Origin of the sequence: Streptomyces sp. JL2001 (genome assembly GCF_050917515.1) — a bacterium.
Classification (GTDB): Bacteria; Actinomycetota; Actinomycetes; order Streptomycetales; family Streptomycetaceae; genus Streptomyces.
In genome coordinates this window covers 976,547-994,684 of sequence record NZ_CP169421.1, presented here as the reverse complement: position 1 = coordinate 994,684, position 18,138 = coordinate 976,547, and the positions used below count along the sequence as shown (strand labels likewise).

Genomic DNA, 18,138 nt, shown 5'->3' with positions numbered 1-18,138 from the left:
TCAGATCCAGCCGTCCAGGGCGGTCATGAACCCTTCGAAGTCGTCCCGGTGGAGGGTGTGTCCGGCGCCGGAGACCGTACGCAGCTCGAAACCGCGCTCCTTGAGCGTCCGGGCGTCGTCCGCGCCGACCAGCATGCTCGGATCCGCGAGGGCCACCAGCGAGGGCACGGCGGGCCTCGTGGGCCACATGTCCGCGCCGACGCAGGGCACCAGACCGTGTGCCGTCCGCTCGTCCCAGCGTCCGATCGCGTCCGCCTCGATGTCCAGATCCTCCTCCGCCCAGCGGGGGTTGAGGATCCCTATGTGCTCCCTGGTCAGTTCCTTGCCCTGGGTGAAGAGCTCCGGACGGTAGCCCGCCTCCCCGGCCGGCAGGTGCCAGGCGGGGTCGGCGTAGACGGCGCGGCGGGGTGCGAGCCGTTCCACGGCGCCGGCCAGGGCCAGCGCGCCGAGCGAGTGGCCGATGGCCAACTCGGCTCCTTGGGGCAGGGTTTCGACGAGGTCGTCGGCGTAGTCCTGCGGGGTGTAGCCCTCGGGTCCCGCGGCGCGACCACTGGAGCCGTGGCCGCGCAGGTCCACCGCCGTCGCCCGGTATCCGCGGGCGGCCAGGGCCGGTCCGACCCGTCGCCAGGTGCGGTGGTCCGACATGATCCCGTGGACCAGGAGCGCGACCCGGTCGCCGGATCCCCAGGAGGTGGTGTGCAGCCGCACGGTGGTACCCCTTCGTCGGGCGTGCTCAGCGCACGCTGCGGATCGGGCGCACGGCCAGTGCGCCGAGCACCGACAGTACGGCCGCGACCAGGAACAGGGCCGTGTATCCGCCACTCGCCGAGACGATGAGGGAGGCCGCGAAGGGGGCGACGATCTGCGGCCCCGCGTTGGCGATGTTGAGCACGCCCATGTCGCGGGCGGCGTCCTCGGCCCTGGGCAGCACCATGGTGACCAGCGCCGTGTCGACGGCCATGTAGCAGCCGAAGCCGAGGCCGTTGACGACGGAGAACACCAGCATCGCGGTCCAGCTCGCGGACAGCGCCGGGATGAGCAGCGCGACGGCCGCGAGGGCGGCGGAGGCGGCGACGAAGAGCTTGCGGCGGTCGTACCGGTCGGAGAGCCAGCCGCCGAGCACCGTGGAGACGACCATGGCGACGCTGTTGACCGGCATCAGGATCGCCACGGCCTCCTCGGCGGAGAGCCCGGCGGGCAGCCGCGTGTGGTCCTTGAGGACGTACAGCTGGAAGCCGGCGACCGCGAAGTAGCCGAGGACCAGCAGCGCCCGGCCGATGAAGGCCCAGCGGAAGTCGTGGTCCCGCAGCGCGCTGCCGAAGGCGGCGATCTGCGCCCCGACCGGCAGCGGCGCCCGGGCGGGCATCCGCTGTTCGCGCGCGCAGGCGGAGAACAGCACGGCGGTGGCCGCGACGATCACGCCGAACACCAGGTAGCCGGTGCGGTAGTCCTCCGCGTACGCGGCGCCGACCAGGGCGCCGACGGTCGATCCGACGGGCAGCCCGAGGCCGACGGCGGCGGACGCCTTGCCGCGCGCGGCGAGCGGCACCCGGTCGGGCACCACCGAGGTGAGGGCGGCCTGGTAGATGTTCATCACGGCCTGCCCGAGGCACCAGGCGATCATCACCAGCAGAATCGTGTCCACGCTGCCCAGCAGGAACATCACGGGTATCGCGAGCAGGCCGCCGGCGAGGATCCAGGGGTTGCGGCGGCCCGACCGGTCGGAGAGGGCGCCGGCCACCGGGTTGAAGACGGTGGCGAAAACGGCGGAGACGCCGGACACCAGACCGAAATTGGCCACCTTGTTCGCCGGATCGATGCCCTCGATCTGGAGCGCGAGAAGGATGCCGGGGACGCCCACGTACAGCGCGTACATCGCGGCGTTGCCGGCGAGCAGCAACGGCAGCAGGCCGCGCGTCAGCCGCGGGGCGGCGGGGGAGTCGACGCCGGTCGTTCCGGTGCCGGAGGAGGAAAGGGCCACGGTGCCCTCCTGGGGAGATCGCCCCGACGAGGGGGACGAGGAGCGGAAGTGAAAGGGAGGTGACACGTGTCACTGACGCGTGTAAGCATTGTGTAGCACTCGAATCAGGCCAACCGCCAGACCCTGGTTCGGATCGGTCTGGAAAGATGCCGGAGCGATGACGAAGCCAACCGAACAGCCCGCCGGGCGTTCCGTCCCGACCAGCGCCGACGTCGCACGGCTCGCGGGGGTGTCCCGCGCCACCGTGTCGTACGTCCTCAACAACACCTCGGCCGTGCGGATCAGCGAGCCGACCCGCCGGCGGGTGCGGGAGGCGGCCGAGGAACTGGGCTACGTGCCGCACGCCGCCGCCCGCAGCCTGCGCGCCGGTCACAGCCGCATGGTCCTGCTGCCCACCGCCCACGTGCCGATCGGTCCGCTGTACAGCCGCTTCTTCGACGAACTCCAATGGGCGCTGCGGCGCCTCGACTACACGGTGGTGCAGTACGGCAGCCTCGGCCTGGACGCCGACGAGGCGGCCCGCGCCTGGGCCGAGCTCCGGCCGGTCGCCGTCGTCTCCCTCGGCGAGATCGAGCTGACCCCGCACGGCGTGGAGACCCTCAAGCGCTCGGGCGCCAAGGCCGTTCTCACCGTCGGGCCGCAGCGGGTCGACGGCGCGCACGCCCTCGTCATCGACCCGGCCCGGATCGGCCGGGCGGCCGTGGAGCACCTCGTCGAGCAGGGCCGCCGCCGGATCGGCGTGGTGGTCCCGGAGGAGCCCGGTCTGGAACTCTTCTCCGGCCCGCGCCTCGAAGGCGCCCGGCAGGCCGTCGAGGGGACGCCGGCCACGGTCGTCCCGCTGCCGTTGCGGTACGAGGAGGACGCGGCGGACGAGCTGGCCGGGCGATGGCGGGAGCTCGGGCTCGACGCGGTGTTCGCTTACAACGACGAGTACGCGATGCTGCTGATGCGGGCGCTCCAGGACGCGGGGCTGTCGATCCCCGAGGACACCGCGGTGGTGGGCTCGGACGACCTGCTCCTCGGCCGGCTGCTGCGGCCCCGGCTGAGCACGGTCCGGATGGACATGGTGCGCGGCCGGGACCTGGCCGAGCTGGTCGACCGGGCGGTGCGGGAGCCGGAGGCCCTTCCCGAGGCGCGGGAGCTCGCGGACACCCGGGTCGTCCGGCGCGAGTCCAGCTGAGCGGGCCCGGCTCGGCGCGGGAGCCGGGGGCATCCGGGTCGTCCGGCGCGAGACCTGCCGAGCGCTTAGCGTCGGTTCATGAGCACCGTTCCGAAACGCTTCGAGATCCTGCTGGTCCCCGAGCACGTGGAGGACCGCGGCGACGCCTCCGTCGAGGACAGCGCGGTCCGTTCGGCCGTGGTCGAGGTGACCGGCCGGCAGGGGTCCTCGGGCTATCCGCGCTACGAGGGGCACGGCCTCGTGGCCGAGATCGACCCCGAGACCCGCACCGTGGAGGCCCTCCTCGTGGACGGCCGCGAACTGGACTACGGGCTGACCGCGCTGATCCGGCCCGCACCCCGTCCGTGAGCCGGCGCGTCCCGGGCGTGCCCCCGGCCGCCCGCGGGGCCGCCCGGTGCCGTGCCACGCGTCCTGCCCGTTCCGTGTGTACCACCCACCTACCGGCCGCCGCGGGCCGTTGACAGGACGCCGCGCGGGGCAGAGACTCGGCGCGCACCTCATGAACGAACGTTCACCAGGCGAACAACAGCCGCTGCCGAACCGCAGGTCACGACCGCAGGTCCCGTGGGAGAGAACCGATGAGCATCCGCGACGTGTACATCGTCGACGCCGTCCGCACCCCGATCGGCAAGTTCGGAGGGGCCCTCTCCTCCGTGCGCCCGGACGACCTCGCCGCACACGTGGTGAAGGCGCTCGTGGACCGCGCCCCCGCGCTCGACCCGGCACGGATCGACGACGTGTACTTCGGCGACGCCAACGGGGCGGGCGAGGACAACCGGGACGTGGCGCGCATGGCCGTGCTGCTCGCCGGACTGCCCGCCTCCGTCCCGGGCGTCACCCTCAACCGCCTCTGCGGCTCCGGTCTGGAGGCGGTGATCCAGGCCGCCCGCGCCGTCGCGCTCGGTGACGCCTCGGTGGCGATCGCCGGCGGTGTCGAGTCGATGTCCCGCGCGCCCTGGGTGCTGCAGAAGCCGGAGCGGGCCTTCCCGGCCGGCCACCAGCAGCTGCACTCCACGACGCTCGGCTGGCGCATGACCAACCCGAGGATGCCCGCGGAGTGGACGGTCTCGCTCGGCGAGGGCGCGGAGCTCGTCGCCGACCGCCACGGGATCACCCGGGAGCAGCAGGACGCCTTCGCCCTGGCCAGCCACCGCAAGGCGGCCGAGGCCTGGGACAAGGGACGTTACGACGCCGAGGTCGTCCCCTACGAGGGGGTGGACCTGCTCCGCGACGAGTGCATCCGCGACTCCACCTCGATGGAGGCCCTGGGGCGGCTGAAGCCCTCCTTCCGTACCGACGGCGGCACGGTCACGGCGGGCAACGCCTCGCCGCTCAACGACGGCGCCGCGGCCCTCCTGCTGGTCGACGAGGAGGGGCTGCGGGAGACCGGCCGCGAGCCGCTCGCCCGCATCCGCGCTTCCGCGGTCACCGGCATCGAGCCCCAGCTCTTCGGTCTCGGACCGGTCGAGGCGGTCCGCCGGGCCCTCGGCAAGGCGGGCAGGTCCTTCGCCGACCTGACGACCTTCGAGCTCAACGAGGCCTTCGCCGCCCAGTCGCTGGGCTGCCTCGCCGAGTGGCCGGATCTCGACCCGGCGATCGTGAACCCGCTCGGCGGCGCCATCGCCATCGGCCACCCGCTGGGCGCCTCCGGCGCGCGGCTGGCCGGCTCGGTGGCCCACCAGCTGGCCGCCGCCGGCTCGGGCACCGGTCTCGCGGCGCTGTGCATCGGCGTCGGCCAGGGTCTGGCCCTGGTCCTGGAGCGCTGAGGCGTACCGGTCGACCGCCGTTCCGGGCACCTGCTCCGGACGTGCGAGGGGGCGGTACGGGTGATCCGTACCGCCCCCTCGCCTCCTGGGTCCTGCCCGGGCTACTGCTCGCCCGCCTTCTCCTTCGCCGTCTCGATGGACCTGCGCACCTCGTCCATGTCGAGGCCCCGCGCCTGTCCGATCACGTCCTCCAGGGCGGTCTCCGGGAGCGCGCCCGGCTGCGCGAACACCGCCACGTTGTCGCGGACGATCATCAGCGTCGGGATCGAGCGGATCTCGAACGCGGCGGCCAGCTCCTGCTGCGCCTCCGTGTCGACCTTGGCGAACACCAGGTCCTCGTGGCGCTCCGACGCGGCCTCGTAGACGGGTGCGAACTGGCGACACGGACCGCACCACTCAGCCCAGAAGTCGATCAGAACGAAGTCGTTCTCACTCACGATCTGGTCGAAGTTGTCCTTGGTGAGCTCAACGGTGCTCATGCTGCCAACCTTTCCGGTCCCGGCCTGTCTGTCCTACGTCTCCGCGGTCCCCGGGGACTCGACCCGCACAACGGTGTGCCGAGCCTCGCTATTCCGGGGCCGCCGGGGCGCCTTCCCTGTGGCAGCCGGCGCACACCTGCCACCAGACTGGGCCCATGACGCGAGCAGTGGAGCACGAGTACGACGTGGTGGTCCTGGGTGCGGGACCGGTCGGCGAGAACGTGGTGGACCGCGCCCGGGCGGCCGGGTTGAGCACGGCGGTGGTGGAGGGCGAACTGGTCGGCGGCGAGTGCTCGTACTGGGCGTGCATGCCCAGCAAGGCGCTGCTGCGACCGGCGATCGCCCGCTCCGACGCACGCAAGGTGCCGGGGCTCGGCCAGGCGGTCCAGGGCCCGCTGGACGCGGAGGCGGTGCTCGCCCACCGCGACTACTACGTCTCGGACTGGAAGGACGAAGGGGCGGTCGGCTGGCTCGACTCCATCGGCGCCCGGCTGTACCGCGGCCACGGCCGGCTGGACGGCACCCGCCGGGTGGCCGTCGAGGGACCCGAGGGCGAGCGTCACCTCCTGACCGCCCGGCACGCCGTGGCCGTGTGCACCGGCAGCCGCGCCGCCCTGCCCGACCTGCCGGGTCTGACCGGCGCCCGTCCCTGGACCAGCCGGGAGGCCACCAGCTCCCACCACGTACCGGACCGGCTCGTCGTGGTGGGCGGGGGAGTGGTCGCCGCGGAGATGGCCACCGCCTGGCAGGCCCTCGGCTCGCGCGTGACCCTCCTCGTCCGGGGCCCCGGCCTGCTGCCCCGGATGGAGCCGTTCGTCGGCGAGCACGTCGCCGACGCGCTCGCCGAGGCCGGCGCCGACGTACGGACGAACGTCTCCGTCGCCGCCGTGGTGCGCGACGGGGGCACCGGGCCGGTCACCGTGGTGCTGGAGGGCGGCGAGCAGATCGAGGGCGACGAGGTGCTCTTCGCCACCGGCCGCAGGCCGCGCACGGAGGACATCGGCCTGGAGACCGTCGGTCTGGAGCCCGGATCCTGGCTGCCGGTGGACGACAGCCTGCTGGTCACCGGCAGCGACTGGCTGTACGCCGTCGGGGACGTCAACCACCGGGCGCTGATGACCCACGAGGGCAAGTACCAGGCGCGGATCGCGGGCGCCGCCATCGTGGCCCGCGCCCAGGGGCACGGCACGGACACGGGCCGGTGGGGAGCGCACGCGGCCACCGCCGACCACGCCGCCGTGCCGCAGGTCGTCTTCACCGATCCGGAAGCGGCCGCGGTCGGTCTCTCGCTCGCCGAGGCCGAGCGGTCCGGGCGCCGGGTCAGGGCCGTCGACCTGGACCTCACGAACGTCGCCGGCGCCGGCCTGTACGCCCACGGGTACCGGGGGCACGCCCGGATGGTCGTCGACCTGGACAGCGAGACCGTCGTCGGCGTCACGTTCGTCGGACCGGGCATCGGCGAACTCCTGCACTCGGCGACGATCGCCGTCGCCGGCGAGGTCCCGATCGACCGCCTGTGGCACGCGGTCCCCGCGTACCCGACGCTGAGCGAGGCGTGGCTGCGCCTGCTGGAGGCGTACCGGGACGGCGGCGGAGCGGAATGAGCCCCGGCGCCGGCCCGGGCGGCCCCGTCAACGACTACGACGGGCCGTGCGCCGTGTGCGGGGCGGTCGTCCCGGCCGGCACCGGCGTGCTCCGGCACGGTCCGGCCGGCGGCTGGGAGGTCCACCACGCGGACCACGCGAGGGACCCCGCCCCGCCCGTACGGCAGGACCTGCCCGGCTGGCACCGGCGCCGCCTGCTCTCCCTGGACATCGCCACCACCGGCAACCGGGCGGAGGTGGACCGGATCCTCGCCGCGTCCGTCCGGGGCAGCGACGGCGCGGCGGAGGACTGGCTGCTCGACCCGGGACCCGACCCGGTGTCGGTGGCCCCGTCCAAGGGGCACGGGATCGGCGTCGAGCGGGCACGCGCCGAGGGCGTGCCCGCGGCCGAGGCCCTGGAGGAGCTCGCGGGAACGCTCGCCGGCCACCTGGCGTCGAAGGAGGTCCTGGTGGTCTGGTTCGCCCCGCACGTCCTGAGCACCCTGCACGCCGAACTCCTGCGCCACGGCGTACCGCCGCTGACCGAGCGCCTGCCGGCCGGAGTCGCCCCGATCTGCGACCCGCTGGTCCTCGACCGGCACGCCGACCGCTACCGGCCCGGCCGCCGTTCGCTGGCGGACGTCACCGCGTGGTACGGCATCCCGCACCCCCACCCCGGCGAGGCGGCCTCCGACGCCGAGGCCACGCTCGTCCTCGCCCAGGCCGTGGCGGCCTGCCACCCGGCGATCGCGCGGCTGTCCCGGCCGGCCCTGCACGTCGAGCAGATCCGCTGGAACGCCGACCACGCGCACCGCCACCCCGACGCCCTCGACTGGCCCTTCACCGCGCTCGACCCCCGGCCCTGGCAGGACTTCCCGCGGAGCTGACGGGGCCGACGACGCGCCTCGGCACGCCGGCCGGCGCCGGAGGGGGGGAAACGTAGGCCGCGGACGCGGGGCGGACCGGCGCCGGTGCGGCCCGGGGCCCGGCCTCAGGCCCGTACGATCAGCCGCGCCGCGGCCGCCCGCGCCGCCTCCAGCGCCGGGCGACGGTCGCGGCCCTCCTCCGGGCCGAGCACCACCCGGGTGCTCAACCCGTCGAGCAGCGCCAGGAGTTCGGAGGCGCGCTCGGTCACTTCCGTCGCGTCCAGCGGGGCGAAACGGGACTGGGCCACCCCCTTGGCGACGAGGGCCTCCAGGTCCTCCTGCCAGCCGTTGTCCAGCTCCTGCTGGGCCTCGCGCAGCGAGGCGTTGGCCGGGGTGCGGGCCCACAGTTCGATCCACAGCGTCCAGCGCGGATCGCGCGGGCCGCGTGGCAGGTACAGGCGCAGGAAGAGGTCCAGCTTGCGCTCCGCCGCGAGCCGGCGGGCGAGGAGTGCGCGACGTTCCTCGGCCAGGGCCGCCTCGCTCCAGCGCAGGGCGGCGAGCAGCAACAGGTCCTTGCTGCCGAAGTAGTACAGGATGTGGCCGCCGCTCGTGCCGAGCCGCTCCGCGAGGGCGGACATGGTCAGGGTCGCCAGGCCGTTCTCGGCGATGGCCGCCATGGCCTCCTCGAGCATCCGCTCCTGCGTGACGTGCCCGTCCCGCCGTCGTGCCGCCCCTGCCACCCGTACCGCCTTCGTCACCCGTCGCCCTGCCTTCGGGTCACGACTTTAACCGCAGCTCTCGCGAGGTCTTGACGGGGCGGCCCTGTCTCGCACATCTTGAATGCCGTTCTAACTTCTAGAACGGCATTCAAGGTCTGGGGAGTGACATGGCGCAACCGACGAGAGTGGCCGAGACCGGCCGCGACGAGGTCTTCCAGGTCGAGGAGCACGGCATCGACCCGATCCCGGACGCCGAGCGGCACGGCAGCGCCAAGGACCTGTTCTGGCTGTGGTTCGGCTCCAACCTCACCTTCACCTACGTGATCAACGGCGCCCTCGCCGTCGCCTTCGGGCTCTCGTTCTGGCAGGCGACCGCCGTCGTCGTCGTCGGCGGGCTCGCCTTCCTCGCCATCAGCGCCGCCGGGCTCAGCGGTGTCCGTACGGGCACCGCCACCCTCGTCATCTCACGCGCCGCCTTCGGGGTGCGCGGCAACTGGCCCGCCGGGCTGCTCAACTGGGTCGTCAGCATCGGCTACACCATCGTCAACACGGTCGTCGGCACCCTCGCCCTCGAAGCGTTCCTCGCCGACCTCGGCTGGAGCGGCGGCCGTGCCGCCCGCGCGCTCGCCCTGACCGTCACCCTCGCGATGACCTTCGCCGTCGCCCTCTGGGGCCACGCCACCGTCCAGTTCGCCGAACGCTGGATGGCGTACGTCCTCGCCGTCGGTTTCGCCGCCCTGCTCGTCTTCGTCCTGCCCGGCGCCGACACCACCGCCCCCGCCCAGGGCCCCGGCGCCGCCGGCTGGAGCCTCGCCTTCGTCGTCATGCTCGCGGGCCCCTTCTCCTACCTCCCGATGCCCGCCGACTACACCCGCTACCTGCCCCGCACCACCTCCCTCAGGTCCCTCACCTGGAGCGGCGCGCTCGGCGGCTTCCTCTCGTCCGTGGCGCTCGGCGTCGCCGGCGTGGCCGCCGCGACCCAGGCCGACATGACGGACGCGGTCGCCGGCGCCGAAGGCCTGCTCCCGGGCTGGTTCCAGCCCCTCTTCCTCGCCCTGGTCCTCGGCGGCTCGGTCACCAACTCGATCATCACGCTCTACTCCTCCAGCCTGAACCTCCAGGTCCTCGGCATCCCCTGGAGCCGCGCCCGCGCCATCGTCATCAGCGCCGCCGTCACCGCCCTGGGCTCCCTCGGCGCCCTCTTCCTCACCGACTTCACCACCTCGCTCCTCTCCTTCCTCTCCCTGCTGATCATCGTGTTCGCCCCCTGGGGCGGTGTCTTCCTCGCGGACATGGTGCTGCGCCGCTGCTCCTACGACGGCGACGCGCTGCACACCGCCGAACGCGGTGCCTACTGGTACCGGGGCGGCTGGCATCCGGCCGGCGCGACCGCCCTCCTCGCCGGGATGCTCTTCGCCGCCCTCACCTGCGACTCCGAACTCTGGACGGGCCCGCTGGTCGCGCCCCTCGGAGGCGCCGACCTCACCCTGCTCGGCGCGGTCGTCTCGGCCCTCGTCTACGTCCTCCTCGCCCGCCGCCGCGTCACCCCCTTCCGGCCCTGACCCCGCCCGGTCCCGTCACCCCGCCCGGTCCCGCCGCCCCGTCCGGTCCCGGCACCCTCCGTACGTCCGCCCCGACCTCGTCCGCACACCACCACCCGAACGTGGAGTCCAGCCCCATGCACCACACCACCCCCGCCGACCTCGTCCTCACCCGCGCCCGCATCCACACCGTCGACCCCTCCCTCCCGGAGGCCGAGGCGCTCGCCGTGCGGGACGGGCGGATCGTCTGGCTCGGCGCCGAGACCGACGCCGCGCGGTGGACCGGTCCGGACACGGAGGTGATCGACGCGGGCGGCAGGCTCGTCCTGCCGGGGTTCATCGACGCCCACAACCACGTACGCCTCGGCTCCGACGACGCCTGTGTCCAGCTGGCCGGAGCCCGCACCCTGGACGCCGTCCACGCCCGCATACGGGCGTGGCGGGCGAGCCACCCCGACGCCGAGTGGATCGAGGCCGAGGCCTTCGACTACTCGGCCATCCCCGACGGCCGCATGCCCACCGCCGCCGACCTCGACCCCGTCACCGGCGACACCCCCGCCCTCGTCCTCAGCTACGACGTGCACACCGCCTGGCTCAACACCGCAGCCCTGCGCCGGCTCGGCGTGCACCGGGGCCGGACCAGCCTGCCCTTCGGGGAGGCCGCCACCGACCCCGTCACCGGCGAACCGACCGGCTTCGTAAAGGACTTCGCCGTCAAGGGGCTCTCCCGCGAGGGACACCGCGCGCTGCGCGAACTCGGCGTGCCGTGGGCGGCCCCCGACCGGCAGTACGGCCGGCTCGCCAGGAGCCTCGACGACGCCATCGGGTTCGGCATCACCACCGTCGTCGAGCCCCAGAACTCCCTCGACGACCTGGCCCTCTTCGAGCGCGCCAGGGCGGAGGGCCGGCTCCGCTCCCGTATCGTCGCCGCGCTGTTCCACCCCCGCGGCACCACCGAGGCGGACCTCGACGAGTTCGCCGCCGCCGCACGGAAGTTCGCCGACGACCGGCTGCGCGTCGGTCCGCTCAAGCTGTACATCGACGACGTCGTCGAGCCCCGAACCGCCGCGCTCCTGGAGCCGTACGCGGGCTGCGGCCACCACCGCGGGGACACCTTCTATCCGGCGGACGAGTTCGCCGGCCTGCTCACGCGTCTCGACGCCCGGGGCTTCCAGTGCTTCGTCCACGCCACCGGCGACCGGGGCATCCGCACGGTCCTCGACGCCGTCGAGCAGGTCCGTACCGCCAACGGCCCGCGCGACGCGCGGCACCAGGTCGTCCACGTCGAGTGCCTCGACCCGGCGGACACGCCGCGCTTCGCCGAACTCGGCGTCGTGGCCTGCATGCAGCCCCGGCACGCCGCCCCCGACATCGCCGGTCCCGGCCAGGACTGGGCGGAGAACATCGGCCCCGACCGCTGGCACAAGGCGTGGCCGCTGCGGAGCCTGCACGCCGCGGGAGCCGTCCTCGCCCTCTCCAGCGACTGGAACGTCGCCGAGATGGACCCCATGGTCGGCATCTACTCGGCCGTCACCCGGCGACCCCTCGGCGGCGGGGAGCCCTGGACGCCCGGCGAGACGATCGACGTCGCCACCGCCGTCGAGGGCTACACGATGGGCTCGGCGTACGCCAACTTCCTCGAGCACGAACGGGGTTCGCTCACCGTCGGCAAGCTGGCCGACTTCGTCGTGCTGTCCCGCGACATCCTCCGCATCGCACCGGAGGAGATCCCGGGCACGGTCGCCGAGACCGTGGTGGTGGGCGGCGAGATCGTCGCCGGCCGGGAGCCCGGCAAGAGCTCCAGGACACCTCGTAGGCTCGGCTCATGAAGATCACCGTGCGACCGGCGACGGAGGGGGACCTCTCCGCATTGCTGCGTCTCTACAGCGAGTTGAACCCGGACGACCCGCCGCTGCCCCAGGCGTCCGCGGACGCCGTCTGGGCAGCCATCTCACACCAGCAGGGGCGGACGGTCCTGGTGGCCGATGCGGGCGGCGCGGTCGCGGGAACGGCGGACTGCGTCGTCGTGCCGAACCTCACGCGCGGTGGCCGCGCCCTCCTGTTCGTGGAGAACGTGGTCGTGGCCGGAACCTTCCGACGGAGCGGGGTCGGCCGCCGGCTGATGGAGGAGGCCGTCCGCCTGGGCGAGGCGGCCGGCTGCTACAAGGTCCAGCTCCTGGCGGCGGACGACGCGTACGTCCACACCTTCTACGAGGCGTGCGGTTTCGAGGCCCTGGCACAGGGCTTCCGCCGCTACGTCCCGTAAGGGGCGTCTTGCCGATCAGGCCGGATCGGCGAGCGACCCGCGTCCGGGTGGTCCCTCGGGAGGGACCACCCGGACACGGGATGCCGCCGGTCAGAGCCGGTCGAGGATCCTCCTCAGTTCGGCGATCTCGGCCGACTGGGCCCGCACCACGTCGTCGGCCAGCTTGAGCGCCGCCTTGTCGCGGCCCTCGCGCTGTTCCGTCCTGGCCATCAGCACCGCCCCGTCGTGGTGGGCGATCATCAGCTCCGCGAAGGTCCGGTCGAAGTCCCTGCCCCGGACGGCCGCCAGTTCCCTCATGTCCTGCGCGGACATCATCCCGGCCATGCCGTGTCCCGCGTGACCGGCCGACTCGGGCCTTCCCCAGCTCGCGAGCCAGGTCCGCATGGTCCGGATCTCGGGGTCCTGCGCCTGCTTGATCGCGGCGGCGAGCCGACGGACGGCGGCGTCCTCGGCCCGGCCGTCGGCGAGCCGCGCCATGTCGAGCGCCTGCTGGTGGTGCGGGATCATCCCCTGCGCGAACGTCACGTCCGCGTCGTTGAACGCGCCGGTGGCGTTCGCCCGGCCCGGGGTGCCGGACGGGCTCGCCGGGGCGGATGCCTGGTGGTCCGCCCCGCCGGGGTGGCCGCTGCCGGCACCGGCGCCGGAACCGCAGGCGGTGAGCAGGAGACCGGTGGCTACGGCGGCGCCGGCCACCACGAGCCGGCGGACGGAGTTCTTGTCGAAGGCACGCATCTGTGACACACCTCTGTGCTGTCTGTACGGCGTGCGCGAACGCGCGCACGCGCGGATGGCGGATGCGTCCACGGGTCGGCGGGCACCACGAGGCGCCCGCGACGACGACGGGACGGGGGTGTCTTGTCGATCAGGCCGGATCAGCGAGCCCGGCCTGATCGGCGAGACACCCTCTAGATCCGCAGTACGGACAGCCGGGAGAGGTCGGGAGGCCGGCGCGGCGGTGCGTTCGGCCCGAGAACGGGCGTCAGCCCGGTGAGGAGACGGGCGAGCCGGTCGGGGCGCCGGGCGAGTGCCGCCCGGACGAGACCGGCGAGCAGCCAGACGACGAGCACGGCCACGCAGAGCGAGGACATGTCCCTCGCCATGCCGGAGTCGTGCGACGACGGCGACGAGGAGGCCGAGGCGGACCACGAGGCCGAGGCCGTGCCGCTGTCCGCCGCTCCGTGCCCGGGCGCCGCGAGGAGGGGACCCCGGTCAGGTGCCCGGTGGCCGGCGGCGCCCGTGTGGGTCATGGCCCCGGACTCCGTACCGCTGCCGGACGAGCCCTCGGGGTGGCCCACCACGTGCATCACGAAGACGCCGAGCGCGAGCACCACGACGAGCAGCAGGTGCGCCAGGGCGCATCCCGCCCGATCGCTGCTGCGTTCCACTCGTCCCGTGTGCACGGCTCGGACCTCCTACCCGGAGCCTACCGAGTGCGTCGAAATCCCTCGCGCCGTGGGTGGTTCACGGCGGCCGAACGGCGTACCCGCGGTGGCCGGAGCCGGCGGCCGTCCTCGGTCGTCGCTCCCGGCCTCCGGCCCCGGCCTTCCGGCCGCGTCAGTCGAGCTGCTCGCCGGACATCGCCGCCGCCATCCGCAGGTGCGGCCTGGCCTCGGCGGCCCGGCCCTGGCGCTCCAGCGTGCGGCCGAGCATGAGGCGGGCGTAGTGCTCCACCGGGTCCCGGTCCAGGACGGCGCGGAGCTCGGTCTCGGCGCGGGAGAGCTGGGCGGAGTGGTAGTAGGCGCGGGCCAGCAGGAGCCGCTGGGCGGTCTGCTCGGGGTGCTCGGCGACCAGGCCCCGCAGGATCCGGGCGGCCGTCAGGTACTCCTTCGTCCCGAAGAACATACGGGCGCGGTCCCAGCGCTCGGCGGCCGTACCGAACTCGTAGTACGTGTCGCTCACTTCGTCTCCTTCGCAGCGTTCGTGCCTCCCGCCCCGGAGGGCGTCACCTCCGACAACACCGCAGGGTGATTGAAAATTCCACTACCTGTCCCGGTCGTCGTGCGTCCGTTTTGCGGGCGGGAACCCTCGCACGGACGTGCGCACGCATGCGGCGCCGTCCCGCCCGCGGTCGGGAGGGGCGGCGCCGGTGGCGCAGGCGGGCCATCACCCGCAAGGGTGGCGGGGTGGCGCCCTATCGCGTGCGGCCGCGGGGCTTGAGCGCGGTCGCGGGCAACGACGGCGCGTCCAGCGGGTCGCCGTCGTACCCCTTCACCTCGCCGAAACGCGTGCCGGACATCCAGTCCTCGCGGGCCTGCTCGATCTCCTCCTGGGTGCGTCCGACGAAGTTCCACCACATGATCAGCTCCTCCTCGAACGGCTCGCCGCCGAGCAGCATGACCGCCGCGTCCGACGAGGCGCGCAGCGGCAGTTCGCTCCGTCCGCAGCCGAGGTAGAGCATCGAGCCCGGCAGTACGGGGACGCCGTCGACGTGCACCTCGCCGGACATCGACAGGACGCCGTACTCGAAGTCGGGCACCAGGGGGAGCCGCGTCTCGGTGCCGGCGGCGAGCGCGAGGTCGGCGCCGACGAGCGGCGTGTACGTCGTGCCCGGCGAGGCCGACCCGTCGACGTCGCCCAGGATCACGGTGGCAGTGAGGCCGGGGGCGGTGACCGTGGGCAGTTCGGCGTGGTGCTCGAAATGCGGCTCCACGTGGCGGTGCGCGTCCGGCAGGGCCACCCACAGCTGCGCGCCGTGCAGCAGTCGGGCGTGCTTCCTGGGGCTCTCCTCGGAGTGCGAGATCGCCCGGCCGGACGTCATCAGGCCCAGCTCGCGCGGCCGGATGGTCTGCAGGCTGCCGGTGCTGTCGCGGTGGAGCACCTCGCCGTCGTGGAGCCAGCTGACGGTCTGCAGTCCCATGTGCGGGTGCGGCGGGACCTGCATCCCCGGCTCGTCCGCGATGTCGTCGGGGCCGTAGTGGTCCACGAAGGCCCAGGCGCCGATCATGCGGCGGCCGAGGTTCGGCAGCAGGCGGCGGACTTCGGTCGACCCGCCGAGCTGAACACGACGGGGGCTCAGGAGCTCGCGGACGGGCTCGGCGACGACGAAGCCGCGGCCACCGCAGACGCTCGGCACTGCCTGACGGTCAAGGTTGCTCATGCGGCACAACCTAGCCCGGGCGCGGGGCGGTCAGCAGCAATACCGGTGCCGCGGTCCGGTGTCTTTGCGAAGGCGAGGCATGGGGGTGGGCCCGCCCCAACCCTTCATCGGCTTAATGAAAGACATGAGAAAAGGCGTGTCGGAGTCATTGACCCCGGCCGGGGAGCCGGGCAAGGTGCGGGAGAACGCTCTTGCGCACCTTGCCGTTCCCCCCAACTCCCCTTCCAAGGAGCCCACTTCATGCCTTTCATCGGCATACCCGTGGCGGCGGCACCGCCCCCTGGACGACGCACCGCGCCAGGCCGCGGCGCCCTGGCCCTCGCGGTCGTCGGCGCCCTGGTCGTCACGCTGCTCGCCCTGCTTCCCACCCCCGCCGCACAGGCGGCGCCGGTCCTGCTCTCCCAGGGCAAGTCCGTCACCGTCTCCAGTCAGGAGAACGGCGGCACCCCCGCGGCCGCCGCGGTCGACGGCGACGTCGGCACGCGCTGGTCCAGCGCCTTCGCCGACCCCCAGTGGATCCAGATCGACCTCGGCTCCACCGCCGCCGTCGAGCGCGTCGACCTGCGCTGGGAGGCGGCGTACGCGAAGGCCTACCGCATCGAGTTCTCCACCGACGGCACCACCTGGACGACCGCCCACTCCACGACCACCGGCGCCGGTGGCAACGAGAGCGTCGCGGTCACCGGGAACGCCCGGCACGTCCGGCTCACCGGCACCACCCGCGCCACGGTGTACGGCTACTCCCTCTGGGAGTTCCAGGTGTACGGCACCTCCGGCGGCGGCCCCACGCTGCCCGGTGGCGGGGACCTCGGCCCCAACGTCCACGTCTTCGACCCTTCGACCCCGAACATCCAGGGCACGCTGGACCAGGTGTTCCGGGAGCAGGAGTCGGCGCAGTTCGGCTCGGGCCGGCACGCCTTCCTGTTCAAGCCTGGCACCTACGGGACCCTGAACGCGCAGATCGGCTTCTACACGCAGATCGCGGGTCTGGGTCTGCGTCCCGGTGACACGGTCATCAACGGTGATGTGACCGTCGACGCGGGCTGGTTCAACGGCAACGCGACGCAGAACTTCTGGCGTGGTGCGGAGGGTCTGACCCTCAACCCGGTGAGCGGGACGAACCGGTGGGCGGTCGCGCAGGCGTCCTCGTTCCGTCGGATGCACGTCAGGGGCGGGCTCAATCTGGCGCCGAACGGGTACGGCTGGGCCAGTGGCGGCTTCATCGCCGACTCCAGGATCGACGGTCAGGTCGGCAACTACTCGCAGCAGCAGTGGTACACCCGGGACAGTGCCGTCGGCGGCTGGTCCAACAGCGTCTGGAACCAGACCTTCTCGGGTGTCGAGGGCGCCCCCGCCACCGGTTTCCCGGAGCCGCGGTACACCACGCTGGACACCACCCCGGTCTCCCGCGAGAAGCCCTTCCTCTACCTCGACGGCAACGAGTACAAGGTCTTCGCGCCGGCCAGGCGGGTGAACGCGCGCGGCACCACCTGGGCCACCGGCACCCCGCAGGGCGAGTCCATCCCGCTGAGCCGGTTCTACGTGGTCAAGCCCGGCGCCACCGCCGCCACGATCAACCAGGCGCTGGCCCAGGGCCTGCACCTGCTGTTCACCCCGGGTGTCTACCACGTCGACCGGACCATCGACGTCGGCCGGGCGAACACCATCGTCCTCGGCCTCGGCCTGGCCACCATCATCCCGGACAACGGTGTCACCGCGATGAGGGTCGCGGACGTCGACGGCGTGCGCCTCGCCGGCTTCCTCGTGGACGCCGGGCCGGTCAACTCCCCGACCCTGCTGGAGATCGGCCCGGCCGACGCCTCCGCCGACCACTCCGCCAACCCCACCACCGTGCAGGACGTCTACGTCCGCATCGGCGGAGCCGGCCCCGGCAAGGCCACCACCAGCATGGTCGTCAACAACGACGACACCATCATCGACCACACCTGGGTATGGCGCGCCGACCACGGCGAGGGCGTCGGCTGGGAGACCAACCGAGCCGACTACGGCGTCCGCGTCAACGGCGACGACGTCCTGGCCACCGGCCTGTTCGTCGAGCACTTCAACAAGTACGACGTCGAATGGTACGGCGAACGCGGCAAGACGATCTTCTTCCAGAACGAGAAGGCCTACGACGCCCCCGACCAGGCCGCCATCCAGAACGGCTCCACCAAGGGCTACGCCGCCTACCGCGTCGACGACTCCGTCACCACCCACGAGGGCTGGGGCCTGGGCAGCTACTGCTACTACAACGTGGACCCGACCATCGTTCAGGCCCACGGGTTCAAGGCACCGGTGAAACCGGGAGTGAAGTTCCACAGCCTGCTCGTCGTCTCGCTCAGCGGCAACGGCCAGTACGACCACGTCATCAACGACACCGGCGCACCCACCTCGGGCACCTCGACGGTCCCGTCCACGGTGGTCTCGTTCCCCTGACCCGACGGCCGGGGCGCGGCCCCGGCCCCCACCCCTCCCTCCGCCTCCGGCCCCTCGGGCCGGAGGCCCTTTCCTTGCTCACGGCCGGAAAGTCGTGGGCGGAGCGCCCCGCGTTCAGCTCCTGAAGCCCCGCACCTCTTAATTTAGGATGTGAGTTAAAGCCCAAGTGAAGGGCGCGCCCAGGGTGCGGCAGAGGTATGTTGCCTGTAGGGACTGACAACGAG

Annotated in this window: 17 protein-coding genes; 9 read left to right on the top strand and 8 right to left on the bottom strand. The window is 73.1% G+C overall.

Annotated elements, in window-relative coordinates; genetic code table 11:
• Window positions 1-708 carry an alpha/beta fold hydrolase gene (locus ACE1OA_RS04395; RefSeq protein ID WP_432752296.1) on the bottom strand — a complete coding sequence of 236 codons (708 nt, stop codon included), beginning with the start codon at window positions 706-708 and terminating at the stop codon, window positions 1-3.
• 25 nt (window positions 709-733) lie between these two features.
• Entirely contained in the window at window positions 734-1,981 is a 1,248-nt protein-coding gene (locus ACE1OA_RS04390) for an MFS transporter (protein WP_356606494.1), read from the bottom strand.
• A 157-nt stretch (window positions 1,982-2,138) separates the two neighbouring features.
• Here ACE1OA_RS04390 and ACE1OA_RS04385 point away from each other — a divergent pair, with 157 nt between their 5' ends.
• From ACE1OA_RS04385 to ACE1OA_RS04375, 3 genes are all read left to right on the top strand, one after another.
• Window positions 2,139-3,161: a LacI family DNA-binding transcriptional regulator gene (locus tag ACE1OA_RS04385; protein ID WP_384866555.1), complete on the top strand. Its 1,023-nt coding sequence runs from the start codon at window positions 2,139-2,141 to the stop codon at window positions 3,159-3,161.
• 78 nt (window positions 3,162-3,239) lie between these two features.
• Entirely contained in the window at window positions 3,240-3,509 is a 270-nt protein-coding gene (locus ACE1OA_RS04380) for a hypothetical protein (RefSeq protein WP_356606498.1), read from the top strand.
• Between the two features lie 230 nt (window positions 3,510-3,739).
• On the top strand, window positions 3,740-4,927 hold the full coding sequence (locus ACE1OA_RS04375) for a thiolase family protein (protein WP_432752295.1): 1,188 nt from the start codon (window positions 3,740-3,742) through the stop codon (window positions 4,925-4,927).
• 101 nt (window positions 4,928-5,028) lie between these two features.
• Here the strand turns inward: ACE1OA_RS04375 and trxA are convergent, their stop codons facing one another.
• Complete coding sequence (gene trxA, locus ACE1OA_RS04370; RefSeq protein WP_147980096.1) at window positions 5,029-5,406, bottom strand: thioredoxin; 378 nt, start codon at window positions 5,404-5,406, stop codon at window positions 5,029-5,031.
• 155 nt (window positions 5,407-5,561) lie between these two features.
• Between trxA and ACE1OA_RS04365 the strand changes: the two genes are divergently transcribed.
• The gene (locus ACE1OA_RS04365) at window positions 5,562-7,010 is read left to right on the top strand and encodes a dihydrolipoyl dehydrogenase family protein (protein ID WP_384866559.1); all 1,449 of its coding nucleotides are present in this window, start codon (window positions 5,562-5,564) and stop codon (window positions 7,008-7,010) included.
• The gene (locus ACE1OA_RS04360; RefSeq protein WP_384866561.1) at window positions 7,007-7,876 is read left to right on the top strand and encodes a 3'-5' exonuclease; all 870 of its coding nucleotides are present in this window, start codon (window positions 7,007-7,009) and stop codon (window positions 7,874-7,876) included. The genes ACE1OA_RS04365 and ACE1OA_RS04360 overlap by 4 nt, the downstream gene beginning before the upstream one ends.
• Window positions 7,877-7,980: 104 nt before the next feature.
• On the opposite strand, the gene ACE1OA_RS04355 is transcribed toward ACE1OA_RS04360, so the two are convergent.
• On the bottom strand, window positions 7,981-8,595 hold the full coding sequence (locus ACE1OA_RS04355) for a TetR/AcrR family transcriptional regulator (RefSeq protein WP_356606538.1): 615 nt from the start codon (window positions 8,593-8,595) through the stop codon (window positions 7,981-7,983).
• Between the two features lie 146 nt (window positions 8,596-8,741).
• Between ACE1OA_RS04355 and ACE1OA_RS04350 the strand changes: the two genes are divergently transcribed.
• The 3 genes from ACE1OA_RS04350 to ACE1OA_RS04340 all read left to right on the top strand — a co-directional run bounded on the left by ACE1OA_RS04350 (window position 8,742) and on the right by ACE1OA_RS04340 (window position 12,381).
• Entirely contained in the window at window positions 8,742-10,136 is a 1,395-nt protein-coding gene (locus ACE1OA_RS04350; protein ID WP_384866563.1) for a purine-cytosine permease family protein, read from the top strand.
• Between the two features lie 116 nt (window positions 10,137-10,252).
• Window positions 10,253-11,944, top strand: a complete 1,692-nt coding sequence (locus tag ACE1OA_RS04345) for an amidohydrolase (RefSeq protein WP_432752294.1) — start codon at window positions 10,253-10,255, stop codon at window positions 11,942-11,944.
• Entirely contained in the window at window positions 11,941-12,381 is a 441-nt protein-coding gene (locus tag ACE1OA_RS04340) for a GNAT family N-acetyltransferase (protein WP_356606510.1), read from the top strand. Before ACE1OA_RS04345 ends, ACE1OA_RS04340 begins: the two co-directional genes overlap by 4 nt.
• 90 nt (window positions 12,382-12,471) lie before the next feature.
• Here the strand turns inward: ACE1OA_RS04340 and ACE1OA_RS04335 are convergent, their stop codons facing one another.
• The 4 genes from ACE1OA_RS04335 to ACE1OA_RS04320 all read right to left on the bottom strand — a co-directional run bounded on the left by ACE1OA_RS04335 (window position 12,472) and on the right by ACE1OA_RS04320 (window position 15,478).
• Window positions 12,472-13,113, bottom strand: coding sequence for a DUF305 domain-containing protein (locus ACE1OA_RS04335; RefSeq protein ID WP_386541755.1), 642 nt, complete (start codon window positions 13,111-13,113; stop codon window positions 12,472-12,474).
• A 173-nt stretch (window positions 13,114-13,286) separates the two neighbouring features.
• Complete coding sequence (locus tag ACE1OA_RS04330) at window positions 13,287-13,781, bottom strand: hypothetical protein (protein ID WP_356606514.1); 495 nt, start codon at window positions 13,779-13,781, stop codon at window positions 13,287-13,289.
• A 154-nt stretch (window positions 13,782-13,935) separates the two neighbouring features.
• Window positions 13,936-14,280 carry a tetratricopeptide repeat protein gene (locus ACE1OA_RS04325; protein WP_356780556.1) on the bottom strand — a complete coding sequence of 115 codons (345 nt, stop codon included), beginning with the start codon at window positions 14,278-14,280 and terminating at the stop codon, window positions 13,936-13,938.
• A 232-nt stretch (window positions 14,281-14,512) separates the two neighbouring features.
• Window positions 14,513-15,478 (bottom strand): pirin family protein, encoded by a 966-nt coding sequence (locus ACE1OA_RS04320; RefSeq protein WP_384866569.1) that lies wholly within the window; start codon window positions 15,476-15,478, stop codon window positions 14,513-14,515.
• A gap of 240 nt (window positions 15,479-15,718) precedes the next feature.
• Between ACE1OA_RS04320 and ACE1OA_RS04315 the strand changes: the two genes are divergently transcribed.
• On the top strand, window positions 15,719-17,914 hold the full coding sequence (locus ACE1OA_RS04315; protein ID WP_432752293.1) for a discoidin domain-containing protein: 2,196 nt from the start codon (window positions 15,719-15,721) through the stop codon (window positions 17,912-17,914).
• Window positions 17,915-18,138 lie beyond the last annotated feature (224 nt).